Origin of the sequence: Alkalibacterium kapii, from assembly GCF_007988865.1 — a bacterium.
GTDB classification, from domain to species: Bacteria; Bacillota; Bacilli; order Lactobacillales; family Carnobacteriaceae_A; genus Alkalibacterium; species Alkalibacterium kapii.
In genome coordinates this window covers 61,696-76,577 of the sequence record NZ_BJUY01000006.1, presented here as the reverse complement: position 1 = coordinate 76,577, position 14,882 = coordinate 61,696, and the positions used below count along the sequence as shown (strand labels likewise).

Below are 14,882 nucleotides of genomic sequence, written 5' to 3'. Positions count from 1 at the left end.
AGGGAATCATATGGGGAAAATAATCGTTATCAATCCGGGCGCAACGTCAACAAAGTTTGGTTACTTTGTTGACGCTCAAGAAGAATGGACAAAAGAAATCAAATATAATGGTGATGAAATAAAAAAATACAATGTACTTTTTGATCAGTTTGAATTCCGTTTAAATGATATCCTGTCAGTGTTAGAGGAAAAAAACATAGAAAAATTAGATGCAGTGGTCTCACGCGGAGGATTGGTTGGGCCTGTGAAATCAGGAGCATATATTATTGACCAGGCACTTCTTGACAAACTGGAATTCGATCCCGTGCTTGAACATGCCTCTAACTTAGGTGCTAAAATCGCCTACAACGTATTGAAAAAATATGGAACCGAGAAAGCACAAGCTTATATTTATGACCCCGTAACAGTTGACGAGATGATCGATATTGCACGGATTACAGGCTTAAAAGAAGTGCAAAGAAAAAGTATAGGCCATCATTTAAATATGCGTGCCGTCGCAATTAAAGTCGCTGAAGATCATGATACCACCTATGAACGAAGCAATATTGTGGTTGCCCATCTTGGAGGCGGAAGTACGGCAAGTGCCCATAGAAAAGGGAAAATAGTCGACTTCGTATCCGATGACGAGATCATGTTTTCCGCTGAACGTTCTGGCGGCCTACCTTTAAAAGAGCTTCTTCCTTTAATGAAAGAAACATCAGTTAAAGATATGTCAAGAAGATTGAGAAGCGAAGCGGGCTTACAATCCTTACTGGGTACAAAAGATTTAATGGAAATAGAAGAACGTATTGAAGCCGGCGATCATTATGCTGAACAAGTTATTTCTGCCTTGTCTTTACAAATAGCTAAAACAATCGCAACACTGTCGACTACTTTAAAAGGAGACGTTGATTATATCTGCTTGACAGGTGGGATGGCACACAGTGACCGCGTCTTCAATCAAGTAAAATCTTATATAAATTATGTTGCACCAGTTAAGCGGTATCCTGGTGAATTCGAATTGATCGCTTTAGCTAAAGGCGGAGAACGAGTAATAAACAATAAGGAAACAGCAAATAACTTTCAAAGTTAATTTTTCTTTATCGCTTCGATAAACTGATGATAGGTATCCGTAACAATCATATCTTTACGTCTGGCAATGCCGATAGGATAGTAATTGCTTCTGTCCTCAAGCGGGACCCAGGATAAGTTGGGTGTATCATCATATTCTTTAAATTCTGAAGGCAGAAGAACAACAGCATTGAAATTTTCCAGGCTGTGTAAAAGGACTTTCCAGTCATCTTCTATAAAAACGATCTGATCATTAAAGCCGAATTTAAAACTTTGTTCTTCGGTTAAATTACCAAGCATATAATCATTGCTCAATGAAATAAATGTTTCATTTTTCAAATCTTTGAACGAAACAGAGTCTCGGTCAGAAAGATGATTTGAAGACGGCATAACGACTGAAACGTTATACCCTTCAATATTGGTATTTTTTAAAGGAAGCAATTCAATGGAAGGCTCGACTAAAGGAAACGAAAGGATACCGAAATCGATTTCACCATCAGCAAGCATTTTCTGCAATTTATGTGAGCCATTTTGAATGAGCCGGACTTCGACATTCTGATTATTTGCGATAAATTGTGAAATCTGCTTCATAAATTGCATGGCAGAGAGTACAGTCAACCCAATGCGAATTGATTCTTTGGTGTGTTGTTTTTGACTGTGCATATGATTTACGAGATAATCGAAATTACGAACGATTTCAATGCCATTTTCGTAAAGGAACATGCCAGAATCTGTTAATTGTAAACCGTTTGGAGACTGATCGAATAGTTTGATATCGAATTCCTTTTCAAGTTTCTGCATGGAAAGAGTGAGTGTGGGTTGTGTAACAAAAAGACTTTCTGCTGCTCTTGAATAACTCTTAGCTTCAACAATAGCGATGAAATATTTAAGTTGGCGCATTTCCATGTAAATCTACTCCTTACTTGATTTTTGCAGCCTATGGTACATTTTTATATATGGAAAGAAAATAAAGAAGTGTTCTCTCTGTTACATTATACAGAGTATTTAAACTAAAGTATGTGAATGAAAGATGACAATATGTTTTAAAGAGTAACGATTGTTTATATTGTCGTAATTTGAAATCAGTTCGTACGAGTCTCTACAGAAATAATGTATGATCATAGAAAGGCAAGGTGTATAATGACTAAAATTATTGCTTATCACGTTCGAGATGAAGAATTAGACATAATACAGAAGTGGGAAAAGGAACATGGTGTAGAAGTTAAGACCGTCGAAAATCAATTGTCCGCAGATAATATTCATTTAGCTGAAGGATTTGATGGTCTAACAACGAGTCAAAACAAACCTCTTCCTGATGGAGTCTATGAGACATTGCGCTCACTCGGTATCAGACAAATTGCCCAAAGAAGTGCGGGTTATGACGTCTATGATCTAGAGGAAGCGACTAAAAACAATATTATAGTGAGTAATGTCGCGGTATACTCACCCGAATCGATTGCTGAATTTACTTTGACTCAAGCATTGATGCTAGTTAGAAAAGTAAGACGGATCGAAGAAAGAAAAGAAGAAAGAGATTTCAGCTGGCAGCCAGAAATCCAAGGACGTTTACTTGGAGAAATGACAGTAGGTATTATCGGCACGGGACATATTGGCCGTACGGCAGCGAAACTCTTTAATGCGATGGGTGCTGAAGTATTGGGGTATGATATATACCCTAACGATGAAGCTAAAGAATTTCTGGAATACAAAGAAAGCATTGAAGAGGTTATCAAGCAGGCTGATGTCGTGAGTCTGCACATGCCTGCAACAGATGATAACCATCACCAGTTTAACTACGACATGTTTAAACAATTCAAGCCTACAGCTTATTTAATAAATAATGCTCGCGGCTCGATTGTAGATACTGAAGGATTGATCAAAGCATTGGACGATGGATTACTTGCTGGTGCTGCTTTGGATACCTATGAAAATGAAAGCTCCTATGTTCCTCGGGATAATCGGGAAACAGGAATCAATGATGAGGTATTCAATGCTGTTTTAGACCATGATAAAATAATGTATACCCCGCATATTGCTTATTATACGAATGTTTCTGTTAGAAATATTATGACGATAGGATTGGACTCGACACTGGAAGTCATCCAAACCGGAGATACTAAGAACCGGGTAAATGATATTTAAATAAGCTGAAGGTAAAAGATATAAATAAAAAACTCCGATGTTTTTGGAGTTTTTTATTTTATCTTATTTTGAATACCTTTGATTATATTAAAGGCATAAGGAAAAAACGCATAAAACTATGCGTTTTTTATTTTGAGATTTAAATTTGAATGTCTTTAAAAGAAAAAGAATAAATATCAGTATATAAAACTCATTGCGTGCCCTTTCTCAAGGTGAAAATGGATAAAGGGCACAAAAGATCTTCGATAAAGCAATACTAAATCTTAAAAGGTAACAATCGCACGGCGATTGTTTTCCACTTTGATTACAATAAGCACTTATTTTGATATACTAAAGCTACTAGAAAGACATAGGAGGAAGACGATGCGGATATTACATACAGCAGACTGGCACATTGGAAAAATCGTCAATGAATTTTCGATGTTTGAGGATCAGGAAATAGTTTTAAACGCTTTAGTTGATAAAGTGAAAGAACTAGATGTTGATATTCTGATTATGGCAGGAGACTTATACGACCGGGCAATTCCTCCAAAAGAAGCCGTAAGTTTGGCAAACAATATCTTCAATCGGCTGATCAAAGAAGCGGGGGTTTCAGTATTAACGATTGCAGGAAATCATGATAGTAATGAAAGGCTGGAATACGGTTCTGAACTTCTTGCGGGCAGTCAACTTTATATTGAAGGAACCGTAAAAAAAGACGTACGAAAAGTAACGATCGATAACGTAAACTTTTACCTGCTTCCATTTGCCGACCACATAACGATCAGACAAATCCTTGAAGACGAAACTATCAAAGACTTACAGGATGCGACACGTGCACAAATCGAATCAATAAAAGCGGAAATGGATCCCGATGAGGTCAACATTCTGATTGCTCACGGTTATATCGTGAATGGGGTCAAGGAATCAGTGGAGGCATCTGATTCAGAACGACCATTAAGTATAGGTACGGCGGAATATGTAGATGTGAATCTGTTCGATGATTTTGACTATGTGGCTTTAGGCCATCTCCACAAAGCACAAAAAGTGAAATCCCAACGTGTACGCTATAGCGGTTCGCCGTTGAAGTACTCAAAATCAGAAACCCGGCACAAGAAACAACATGTGCTTTTAGATATAAATAAAGACACTTTCAAGGTTGAAATGATTGAGGTCAAGCCGGAAAGAGACATGAGAGTTTTGAAGGGGACTTTTGAGGACTTGATGCAGGGGGAATCCAGAGACTACATCTTTTTTGAGCTGGAAGACAAAAATTATGTCATGGATGCGATGAATCAACTGCGCCGACGCTATCCTTATGCAATGGGACTTGAATACACTGCACAAAAAACACGTCAGGAATGGATTCAAAACACAAAACAGGAAGCACTTGGGAAAAGAAGTTTACTGGATCTGTTTGGCGATTTCTATTTTGAATATAAGCAGGAACCACTGGATGACAATCAATCTGAAGCGATCCAGAAAACCTGGAATCAAGCACTGAAAGGAGAGAAGTAAATGCGTCCGCTAAAATTAATCATGAATGCCTTTGGTCCATATAAGGATACAGTGACCATCGACTTTACTGAATTCAATCAGTCTTCTCTCTTTCTGATCAGTGGGCCTACGGGTGCAGGAAAAACAACGATTTTTGATGCGATCGCTTATGCACTGTTTGACTCGGCAAGTGGCGATACACGCGGAAAAGATTCGTTCAAATCCGACCACGCCACAGATTTAGACTTGTGTTACGTAGAGCTGGAGTTTGAACTGGGTAAAAACACCTATAAAGTTCGACGCGAGCCCGAACAGACAGGTCCGGGAACACGTACAAAGACCAAACAAGTCAAATCCAGTGTAGAATTTCACCAGGGAAAGAGCGTCACGACAAAAATTGCAGAAGCGAACCAGAAAATACAAGAGTTGATCGGTTTAACCTATGATCAGTTTCGCCAAATCGTCATGCTTCCTCAAGGTGCCTTCAAAAAAATGCTGGAGTCCAACAGCCGCCAGAAAGAAGAGATTTTCCGGAATATATTCGAAACAGATATCTATGAACGTTTCCAGGAAGAATTGAAGAAGAAAGCAAAAGACCTTTCGGATCAACGAAAAGGATACGAATTGGCGCTGCAGGAAACTTTCAAACGCATCGATTCAGAAGAAAATGATGCCTTGGAAAAAGCCATTGAACAGTTTGATGTAAAAACGGTTCTAAATGAACTTGAACAGCTTTTAAATAACGAGAATGAAAAACTGAAAACAGCTAAAGCAAAAGTGATGCAGCTTCAAGAAGAAAAAATCAGGCAGACGAAATTGCTTGAAATGCTTGAGAAAAAAGAGAAGCTCAGCGAAGAAAAAGCAAGGCTTGACGAAAAAGAAAAGACAGTAGCTCAGTATAAAACGCAACTGGATCAGCACAAAAAAGCTGAAGCGTTAGCTCAGGCGCAGAGTAATGTAAAAGAAACGCATGAAGAAAAAGAAACGAATCAAATACGGGTTTTAGAACTGACTGAAAAAATCAAGCAGATAAAAATCGATCTGGCAAATGTAGAGGAACGCTATCAGACTGCTTCAAAAGACTATGCCAAGCTTGATGAAGTGAGAAAGGAAATCCAACGTCTCAAGGACGAACTGAAGCATTACGAAACCATTAAAGAAAAAAAGGTACGTCTGTCTGCATTGGAAAAAGAGGAAAAAGAAATGCAGACTCAAACTGAGTCGCTGACTGAACATCAAAAAGAATTAAAGGGAAACCTTGAAAAAGTGAAAGAAAAATTAACCCAGATTACCAAAATACGCGAAGAACTGACGGACGATTATAAAGCATTGGGCATAAAAAAAGAAGAGCAGTCTCAACTGAACCAGCGCTTCGGTGCACTCAAAGAAATCTGTCAGTGGCGCGAACAGGGTGTGAAATTAAAGAAAGATTTCCAGCAAGCTAAACGCAGACTAAAAGAAATAAGAGAAAACTGGCAGTCAGCGCAATCGGCTTACTTTAGTCAACTTTCCGTAGTTCTGGCCGGAGAACTTGAAGAAGGCGAGCCCTGTCCGGTGTGTGGTTCCGTTGATCATCCTGAAAAAGCGCATGCTCAGCCAGAAGATGTGACTAAAGAACAGGTCGCTGAGCTGAAAAAGGAGAAGGAAGCTGCAGAGTCACTGTTCAACCGATTGGTGACCCAGTCAGAACATCTCGCTGATCAGGTAAATAAACGCAGCGAAGCCTTGGGTCTCGCACCCACCGATGCAGAAGCTGAAAAAGAAGCCATCAAGGAACAGACTGAAGCCTTAGCTCAAACAATCACTGCTTTGCAGACGGAAAATGAGAAGAAAGAAAAAGATGTCAAACAGGAAGCGATGTATACTGAGCAGTTGAGTGACTTGGAAAAACAGGAGCGGGAAATGGCAGAAGCCTTGTCCAAAAATAAGGCAACAATAGAAAATACAAGAACGCGCATGGAAGAAATTATTCGTGAAATTACTGAACTTGAAGAGAAATTGACTTTCGAATCCAAAGAACAGGTTTCAGACCTCATTAAGACAAAAGAAAAAAGAATCAGAGAAGTAGAGAAACTAGAAAAGAACATTCGCGAAGAACAAAATGTACTGAAAAACACTTTAGCTGCTTTTGAAACAGAATGGAACTTGACTGGAAAACGCATCAAAGAACTGAATGAAAAAGAAGAGAAATTGACCGGGATTTTCCAAGAACAATTGAAAGCAAGTGAACTTGGTGAAAAGTATCAAGAGTTATTACTAGAAGAAGAACGCGTTAAAAAAATGCAGGAAGCGATTCAGGTATACGGAGAAGCGCGTGCAGTTCATAACAGCGCATCAAAAGAAGTCACTGATTTTCTCGAAAAAGCTCAAGATATTCAAACTAAAGAAGAACATGAAAATCATTTATCTGAAATTGCAGCAGGGATACCTGAGTGGGAACAAACACGCGATGCCTATCTCAAAATAGCCAGTCAGAATCAGGCGGCAAAAGAGACCATTAAAAAGTACCAAGAACAAAGTGAACACATCGAAGCAGACTATCAGTTATACGGCGAACTGTCCCGCATGGCAAATGGCGCGAAAGAAACCGATTATGTTTCGTTTGAACGGTATGTTTTAGGGATTTATTTTGAAGAGATTCTGGAAGCCGCCAATATCCGTCTAGCACTGATGACCAACAACCGTTATGAAATGCACAAAAAAAATGAAAAAGCTAAAGGAGCCGGGCCTCAGGGACTGGATATCGATGTCTTTGATCACCATACCGGAAAATCCCGGGGTGTCAGTACTTTGTCTGGTGGCGAAACGTTCAAAGCTTCACTGGCTTTAGCGCTGGGACTCAGCGATGTGATCCAAAGTCAAAATGGCGGTGTCAGCGTCGATACCCTCTTTGTGGACGAAGGATTCGGTACACTGGATTCTGACTCTTTGGATAACGCCATTCAAACCCTCCTTGACCTTCACGAGCGTGGACGTCTGGTGGGCATCATCTCACACGTAGAGGAACTTAAAACACGTATCCAGTCACACATCATTGTTGAAAAGAACGCATCAGGAAGCCAGGCTTACGTACAGGCTTAAATAAAATAAATAATTTAAAATAAAAGGAGACATCATTATGACAGAAAAGGAAAAACGCATTGTGCAATCTGATAAAGCCCCTGCAGCTATTGGACCGTATTCTCAGGCGGTTAAATTTGGAAACACTGTTCATCTTTCAGGCCAGCTTCCAATCGATGCAGAAGCTGGAAAGATCACAGAAACCACTGCAGCAGGACAGACCAGACAGTCACTAAAAAACGTTGAATACATCTTAGCTGAAGAAGGACTCGACCTATCAGACGTATTGAAAGTAACGGTTTTGTTAAGTGACATCAATAATTTCAAAGAGATGAACGATGTCTATTCAGAATTCTTCAAAGAACCTTACCCCGCACGCATCGCCTATGAAGTCGCTGCATTACCAGCGGGCGCACTCGTTGAAATAGCTGTCATTGCAGGAGAAGCAGAGGCATAAAAAAATTATATAAAACCAAGAACGATTCTCTTCAAACAGCGGTAAAAACTGTGAGAAGAGGATCGTTTTATTTTGTATATAACACTATTACGAAAGATTATTATAATAAGCCTTATTATCAATGGCTGAACAATGATATTCTTTGCGAGGTTTTCTTTTTACTAATAGGTACGACATAACACCAAATTTTAATTCTCATTTAATAAATTTGATATACAACGTAGCTATTCAAAAAAACAATAGAATTTCAATTTGTTTAAAGATAAGCTGTGTCGTTTAGCCATTAGTTCAAGAATTTCCAATTATAAAAATGCGGATTAAAAATATTTTCAAAAATTAGCCCTTGACGAAAATATTTTCAAAGTTTACAATGAACATGAAAATACTTTTGGAGGAGATAAAATGAGTAAATATTTTGAAAAGGCACAGCAGTTTGGTAAATCGTTTATGCTACCAATTGCGATACTACCAGCTGCAGGTTTGTTACTGGGAATCGGAGGGGCCCTTTCTAATCCCAATACTGTAAACGCTTATCCAATACTTGATATTGCCTGGTTACAAGCTGTCTTTACGATAATGGCTGGTGCAGGATCCATTGTTTTTGCCAACTTGCCGATAATTTTTGCAATCGGTGTAGCAGTGGGGTTGGCTAAATCAGACAGAGGCACGGCTGGACTGGCAGCTTTGATCGGTTATTTTGTCATGCATGCGACGATTCAGTCGATTTTAACCATTACCGGTGAACTTGCGGCAGATAATCTAGCTGCAGTGGGACAAGGAATGACAGTTGGTATTCAGTCACTCGAAATGGGCGTGTTTGGCGGAATTATCATCGGTATCGTCGCCGCGTGGCTGCTTAATCGGTACAACAAGATCGAGTTACCTCAGTTTCTTGGGTTTTTTGGAGGCTCACGTTTTATACCGATCGTTACGTCAATAGCAGCTATTGTTGTAGGAGCAATTATGTACTTTGTCTGGCCATTCTTCCAAGGATTTATCTCTAATCTCGGAGAACTAGTCAATGCAACGGGTTATATTGGAACATTTATATATGGCTTTATTTTACGTATGCTTGGACCTTTGGGATTACATCATATTTTCTATTTACCTTTCTGGCAGACGGCTCTAGGCGGAACAATGGAAATTGCCGGAGATGTCGTTCAAGGAACGCAAAATATATTCTTTGCTCAACTAGCTGAACCTGCAACTCAAGAGTTCTTTATTGGAACATCACGTTTCATGTCTGGCCGATTTATAACTATGATGTTCGGTCTGATTGGTGCGGCACTAGCAATATACCGTACAGCAAAACCTGAAAATAAAAAGATCGTCGGAGGCTTAATGCTTTCTGCCGCTTTAACATCATTCTTGACGGGTATCACTGAACCGATTGAATTTTCCTTCTTATTTATAGCGCCTGCTTTGTATGTTGTTCATGCAGTATTTGACGGATTAGCATTTATGCTGGCTCATATTTTTGAAATTACTATCGGTCAAACTTTCTCAGGTGGATTTATTGATTTCATGTTGTTTGGTGTTTTGCAAGGAAATGAACGTACCAACTGGATCATTGTCGTTTTGATTGGGATTGCCTGGTTCTTCCTTTACTACTTCACTTTTACTTTTTTAATTAAAAAATTCAATTTCAAAACACCCGGAAGAGAAGAGAAAATGGAAGCTGTCGCTGCAAATCAAGGTTCAGAACGCGCTAAATCAATAATAGCTGCGTTAGGCGGGACTGGAAATCTTGTAGATGTAGACAATTGTGCAACACGTTTAAGAGTAACAGTAAGCGATTCGGAACAAGTGAATGAATCTGAACTTAAAAAGACGGGTAGTAAAGGCCTTGTCAAAAAAGGGAATGGCGTCCAAGTTATATACGGACCACAAGTATCTGTCATTAAAAATGAAATTGAAGAAGTGTTAGGAGAATAGAAATGTTAAATAAAATAAAATCAGGACTTGTCGTATCGTGTCAAGCTCTTGAGGACGAACCGCTGCACAGCTCCTTCATAATGGGACGAATGGCAGCAGCAGCAGATCAGGCTGGGGCATCGGGGATTAGAGCTAATTCCAAGGAAGATATTTTAGCTATTAAACAAACCACTGATTTACCTGTGATAGGTATTGTGAAAAGAGATTACGATGATTCAGAAGTATTCATTACAGCAACAATGAAAGAAATAGATGAACTAGCTGAATCTGGCTGCGATATGATTGCACTGGATGCTACAGATCGTATGCGTCCACATGGGGTATCACTGGAAGCATTTGTTCAGCAAATCAGAGAGGAGTATCCATCGATACCACTAATGGCAGATGCATCCACTGTTGAAGAAGTGCTATCAGCTGAAAAAATTGGATTTGACTGTGTATCAACAACGCTTATGGGCTACACTGAAGAATCCGCAGGTTATAACATAGCAGATAATGATTTCGAGCGTTTAAAAGAAATCGTGGCAAAAGTATCTGTGCCGGTGATTGCTGAAGGAAAAATAGATACACCCGAAAAAGCGAAACGATGCTTTGAAATTGGTGTCCACTCAGTTGTCGTTGGTAGTGCCATTACACGACCACAACTTATAGCTAAAAAATTTATTGATTCCATTAAACGAGTGAACAACTAATTTCTGACAACTGATATAAAGTAAGAGTATTTTCCTTGTAGTGTCTAACTGCTGTGGAAGGTACTCTTTTTATAGATAAGTAAAAATAAAATATCTATCTAGAAAAAAATAAATAGGTAATGTTATAATGAACATTAAATTGAGAAAGATGACTGAGGAGAAAAGAGAGTATAAACGTTTTACTTTGACACTCAATTATGGCAGGAGAGATGAAATGAATGATTTTGTTTTTGTAAATAGATTGATGCAAAGTGAAGAATTGCTGTCTACCACAGAAAAAAAAATAGCAGATTTTATTAAAAATCATAAAACTGATATCGATAAAATGGGGATAAGTGATATTTCCGAGAAAACTGAGTCGTCCAACGCATCAGTTTCGCGATTAATTAATAAATTAGGTTATAGCAGCTTTGGAGAGTTCAAGGCAATGATATCCCGTGAAGATATCACTGATACTATAAATAATGAAAGTACTGTTACAGATATAATAGCCAACTACTATAGTCAGTTAACAAAATCCGCTTCGGAACTGCTTGATTTAAAAGATGTTTCAGCAGTCGTTAAAGGGATAAAAAAAGCCAGACAAGTATTAATTTGTGGTATCGGAAATTCTGGTCTTACAGCACTTGAGTTCAAGTATCGATTGACACGAATGGGAATCACCGCAGATGCCTTAACAGATCCACATATGATGTTGATGCGAACGTCTCTGCTCCATGAAGATGATGTTCTTATAGTCCTTTCAAATTCAGGGAAAACACCGGCTATTTTGAAGACAAGTGAATTAGCCAATAGTTTAAATATTTCAGTTTATGCTATAACGAATCATAACTATACACCATTGATACAATACGCCGATGTTGTATTGTTTACATCACAGAAATCAATAATTCAAAATGAAAAATTTGTAAACAGTCAGTTCGCTACACATTTTATAATGGACATAATGACGTATGTTTTATTAAATGACGCTGAGTATTTAGAAAAACGGATCAAAACGTTGAGGCTTTTAGATTAATACTAACACCTCTTGCTATAGTTAGCAGGAGGTGTTTTATTTTGAGCTTTATTAGCTATTAGTCACAATTAACTACAATTAAGAAAAATCTCCATAAAAAATAAAATCAAGGTAAAAATATGTAATTCAAAAATAAAAAAATGTGCAATATTTCACTTTTACTATTGACTCTTTAAGAGTATCGGAATATACTATGAATTATTAGGAGCTACTGATGGTATCGCCTAAACTTTTAAAAGTATTTTTCCTAAGAGCTCAGGACAAATAACTTATAGAAAGGATCTTAATGTGGAAAGTTTAGTAAACGTTTTAAAGAAATTGAAATTTACAGAATATGAATCTAAAGTGTATATAGCTTTGCTGCAAAATGGTTCTTGCACCGGTTATAAACTCAGCAAAGTTTCTGGTGTCCCGCGTTCTAAAATCTATCGCATTTTAGAAACACTTGTCTCACAAGGAGTTGTCGAACAAAGCACAGCTGAAAATTCTTCTTTATATCAGGCGATTTCTCCTGAACAACTATCTGCCCTCTTAGAAAGTTCGTTCAAAGAGACGTTGTCCACATTTAAAGAGGAAAGTGCTTTAATTTCTATGGAAAAAAGTAATCATACAATATGGGAATTAGAGGAATGGCGAAGCATACTCTCTAAAATAAAAATGCATGTATCGGAAGCTAAGTCTAGTTTACTAATTCAGATATGGGTAGATGAATTGGACGACGAGCTAACTACTCTGATTAAACAAAAACAACAAGAATTGGACGATGTTATCATTATTATTTATGATCGTCACAAAGAATACAAAACGTCATTGTCAAATTATTATGCTCATGGCTTTGAACAAGATAAATTAAACGAGATTGGTCATAGATGGATTACAATCGTATCCGATAAGACAGATGTTTTATATGCGACCGTTCCATTCAAGGGGAAACCTAAAGCGATTCATACAAAAAACCCGATTCTATCTTTTTTTGCGAGTGAGTATGTCATCCACGATGCTTACTGTCTGCGTTTAATAGACAACTTTCCTGAACAGATAAAAAATCAATACGGTGAGGACATGAAGGGTCTTCGCAACTTATTTTCAATGTAGAATATAATTTATATATAAATTGGAGGAATAAATATGTTATTAACTGTCATTCTTACACTTATTGTTTTAGTAAATGGTTCTTTTATACTTCAAATTGTGAAAGATTTCACTCGGAATAGAAGTGAATTAGTAAATGAACCCGGTAATCCTATCCTTATGGCACTATCGCAATTTTTTATCTTTTTTCTTTCAACTTTTGGGATTTCGGATTTTGCTATCGGGGCTTCTTTATATCCTAAGGCTAATTGGGTGGGAGACAAGAAGTTACCTGGTACTTTAAACACGGCTTGTGTTGTACCGGTTGCAGCTATGGCGCTTGCGTACATCTCTTCTATAGAAGTGGGGATCGCTACTCTACTTATACCTATCGTAGCACAAGTAGTCGGCGCTTATATCAGTCCGCGTTTCGTAGTGAAATTACCTAAGAACACCATCAAGAAGTTTGTTATTGCCGGCTTGATCGTCGCGGGAGGACTTATTTTAGCTGGTAAATTAGGCGTCTATCCTTCTGGCGGGACCAAAACGTCTCTTCAAGGATTCAGCTTGGTCATGCTAGGTGTTTTATCAATGATTTACGGTGCTTTGAATAACATCGGTATTGGTTCTTATGCACTGACAATGGCAACTGTGTATGCATTTGGCTTAAACCCGGCTGTAGCTTTCCCAATCATGATGGGTGCTTGCACGTTCTCCGTACCAGTAGGAAGTATTCAATTCGTGAAACTGAATTCTTATTCCCGTAAAATCACACTTTTCTCTGCAACTTTTGGTGTTATCGGTGTTTTAGTGGCTGCATTTTTGGTAAAAGGATTGAACACAAACATCTTACAGTGGGTCGTTTTAGGCGTTATTTTATATAGTGTTATTTCGATGATCCATGATTTGCGTAAAGAAAAAGCAGCTAATTTGAAAGACGCTTAAAAATTTTAATGAGTTCATAAAAGGAAGGGAATTAAATTATGGAAATGAGAGTTTTAAAAGAAAAAGAAATGAAACAAGTATTTGAAATGAAAGAAGCTATTCAAGCAGATAAAGATGCACTTTCTCTTTATTCCGCAGAAGAAGTTGATATTCCTTTACGTATCAATCTAGATGTTCCAGAAGAAGAGGGCAGAAGTCTCTACATGCCTGGATATGCAGCAAAAGCTCATGCTTTGGGTGTTAAAATAGTCAGCGTCTACCCTAAAAATATTGAAAAAGGGTTGACAAGTGTCCCGGCAACGATGGTTTTGGTTGACACTGAAACAGGTCAAGTCTGTTCGATAATGGATGGGACATATTTAACTCGACTGCGTACAGGAGCTGTAGCTGGTGCTGCGACTGACTTACTAGCACGTGAAGATAGTTCTGTCTTTACATTAGTGGGTACTGGAGGACAAGCTGAGACACAACTTGAGGCTGTACTAGCGGTACGTCCAATTAAAACTGTATATGTTTTCGATATTGATTTTGAACGCGCTGAAGCATTTGCCAAGACAATGACTTCTCTTTATGGTGAAAAATATGGCACGACGATCGAGGCTGTGTCTGATATTGAAAAAGCAATTCGTAAATCTGATGTCATTACATCAGTGACGACTTCACCAGTCAAAACATTTGAGAACGAATGGGTGAAATCCGGTGCTCATATAAACGGCGTAGGATCCTTCACTCCTGAAATGGCCGAGATCGATGCGGCGATTTTACAAAATGCAGGTAAAGTATACTGTGACACAAAAGATGCCCTTGTGGAAAGTGGTAATTTCACTCAAGCTGTTGAAAAGGGAATGTTTAATTTAGAAGACGTTACGGGTGAACTGGGTGACTTAATTAATAAAGAAGCCCCAGGGAGAGAATCAGAAAAGGAAATTACATTCTTTAACACAACCGGAAATGCCGTTTTGGATATAGTAACAGCACAACGCATATACGAAGCGGCTGTTAAAAATAATATAGGAACATTACTTGAGTTTTAACT

The 14,882-nt window shown here is 38.3% G+C and carries 12 protein-coding genes; 11 read left to right on the top strand and 1 reads right to left on the bottom strand.

The window, feature by feature from the left end; translation table 11 throughout:
* Positions 1–10 precede the first annotated feature (10 nt).
* The gene (gene buk, locus AKA01nite_RS03720) at positions 11–1,072 is read left to right on the top strand and encodes a butyrate kinase (protein WP_146923939.1); all 1,062 of its coding nucleotides are present in this window, start codon (positions 11–13) and stop codon (positions 1,070–1,072) included.
* On the opposite strand, the gene AKA01nite_RS03715 is transcribed toward buk, so the two are convergent.
* Entirely contained in the window at positions 1,069–1,956 is an 888-nt protein-coding gene (locus AKA01nite_RS03715) for a LysR family transcriptional regulator (protein ID WP_146923937.1), read from the bottom strand. The two genes, buk and AKA01nite_RS03715, sit on opposite strands and share 4 nt — an antisense overlap.
* 234 nt (positions 1,957–2,190) lie before the next feature.
* On the opposite strand from AKA01nite_RS03715, the gene AKA01nite_RS03710 reads away from it, so the two are divergent.
* From AKA01nite_RS03710 to AKA01nite_RS03665, 10 genes are all read left to right on the top strand, one after another.
* Positions 2,191–3,192, top strand: coding sequence for a D-2-hydroxyacid dehydrogenase (locus AKA01nite_RS03710; RefSeq protein ID WP_146923935.1), 1,002 nt, complete (start codon positions 2,191–2,193; stop codon positions 3,190–3,192).
* A 363-nt stretch (positions 3,193–3,555) separates the two neighbouring features.
* Positions 3,556–4,689 carry an exonuclease SbcCD subunit D gene (locus AKA01nite_RS03705; protein ID WP_146923933.1) on the top strand — a complete coding sequence of 378 codons (1,134 nt, stop codon included), beginning with the start codon at positions 3,556–3,558 and terminating at the stop codon, positions 4,687–4,689.
* The gene (locus tag AKA01nite_RS03700; RefSeq protein WP_146923931.1) at positions 4,690–7,749 is read left to right on the top strand and encodes an AAA family ATPase; all 3,060 of its coding nucleotides are present in this window, start codon (positions 4,690–4,692) and stop codon (positions 7,747–7,749) included.
* Positions 7,750–7,786: 37 nt separating this feature from the next.
* A complete protein-coding gene (locus AKA01nite_RS03695) occupies positions 7,787–8,185 on the top strand; it encodes a RidA family protein (protein ID WP_146923929.1) in 399 nt (132 codons plus the stop codon).
* Between the two features lie 402 nt (positions 8,186–8,587).
* Positions 8,588–10,120, top strand: a complete 1,533-nt coding sequence (gene ptsG, locus AKA01nite_RS03690) for a glucose-specific PTS transporter subunit IIBC (protein WP_146923927.1) — start codon at positions 8,588–8,590, stop codon at positions 10,118–10,120.
* A gap of 2 nt (positions 10,121–10,122) precedes the next feature.
* Positions 10,123–10,812: an N-acetylmannosamine-6-phosphate 2-epimerase gene (locus tag AKA01nite_RS03685; protein ID WP_146923925.1), complete on the top strand. Its 690-nt coding sequence runs from the start codon at positions 10,123–10,125 to the stop codon at positions 10,810–10,812.
* A 127-nt stretch (positions 10,813–10,939) separates the two neighbouring features.
* Positions 10,940–11,830 carry a MurR/RpiR family transcriptional regulator gene (locus AKA01nite_RS03680; RefSeq protein WP_146923923.1) on the top strand — a complete coding sequence of 297 codons (891 nt, stop codon included), beginning with the start codon at positions 10,940–10,942 and terminating at the stop codon, positions 11,828–11,830.
* A 288-nt stretch (positions 11,831–12,118) separates the two neighbouring features.
* The gene (locus tag AKA01nite_RS03675; protein WP_186805078.1) at positions 12,119–12,925 is read left to right on the top strand and encodes a TrmB family transcriptional regulator; all 807 of its coding nucleotides are present in this window, start codon (positions 12,119–12,121) and stop codon (positions 12,923–12,925) included.
* Positions 12,926–12,958: 33 nt separating this feature from the next.
* Complete coding sequence (locus AKA01nite_RS03670) at positions 12,959–13,846, top strand: sulfite exporter TauE/SafE family protein (RefSeq protein WP_146923919.1); 888 nt, start codon at positions 12,959–12,961, stop codon at positions 13,844–13,846.
* Positions 13,847–13,890: 44 nt separating this feature from the next.
* Positions 13,891–14,880 carry an ornithine cyclodeaminase family protein gene (locus AKA01nite_RS03665; protein ID WP_186805081.1) on the top strand — a complete coding sequence of 330 codons (990 nt, stop codon included), beginning with the start codon at positions 13,891–13,893 and terminating at the stop codon, positions 14,878–14,880.
* Positions 14,881–14,882 lie beyond the last annotated feature (2 nt).

What these genes read in the sequence shown, in the direction of transcription:
- AKA01nite_RS03695 (WP_146923929.1), top strand. Translation starts at nt 7,787, where the DNA reads ATGACAGAAAAGGAAAAACGCATTGTGCAATCTGATAAAGCCCCTGCA.
- AKA01nite_RS03665 (WP_186805081.1), top strand. Translation starts at nt 13,891, where the DNA reads ATGAGAGTTTTAAAAGAAAAAGAAATGAAACAAGTATTTGAAATGAAA.
- buk (WP_146923939.1), top strand. Translation starts at nt 11, where the DNA reads ATGGGGAAAATAATCGTTATCAATCCGGGCGCAACGTCAACAAAGTTT.
- AKA01nite_RS03670 (WP_146923919.1), top strand. Translation starts at nt 12,959, where the DNA reads ATGTTATTAACTGTCATTCTTACACTTATTGTTTTAGTAAATGGTTCT.
- AKA01nite_RS03715 (WP_146923937.1), bottom strand. Translation starts at nt 1,956, where the DNA reads ATGGAAATGCGCCAACTTAAATATTTCATCGCTATTGTTGAAGCTAAG.
- AKA01nite_RS03680 (WP_146923923.1), top strand. Translation starts at nt 10,940, where the DNA reads ATGAACATTAAATTGAGAAAGATGACTGAGGAGAAAAGAGAGTATAAA.
- ptsG (WP_146923927.1), top strand. Translation starts at nt 8,588, where the DNA reads ATGAGTAAATATTTTGAAAAGGCACAGCAGTTTGGTAAATCGTTTATG.
- AKA01nite_RS03710 (WP_146923935.1), top strand. Translation starts at nt 2,191, where the DNA reads ATGACTAAAATTATTGCTTATCACGTTCGAGATGAAGAATTAGACATA.
- AKA01nite_RS03705 (WP_146923933.1), top strand. Translation starts at nt 3,556, where the DNA reads ATGCGGATATTACATACAGCAGACTGGCACATTGGAAAAATCGTCAAT.
- AKA01nite_RS03685 (WP_146923925.1), top strand. Translation starts at nt 10,123, where the DNA reads ATGTTAAATAAAATAAAATCAGGACTTGTCGTATCGTGTCAAGCTCTT.
- AKA01nite_RS03700 (WP_146923931.1), top strand. Translation starts at nt 4,690, where the DNA reads ATGCGTCCGCTAAAATTAATCATGAATGCCTTTGGTCCATATAAGGAT.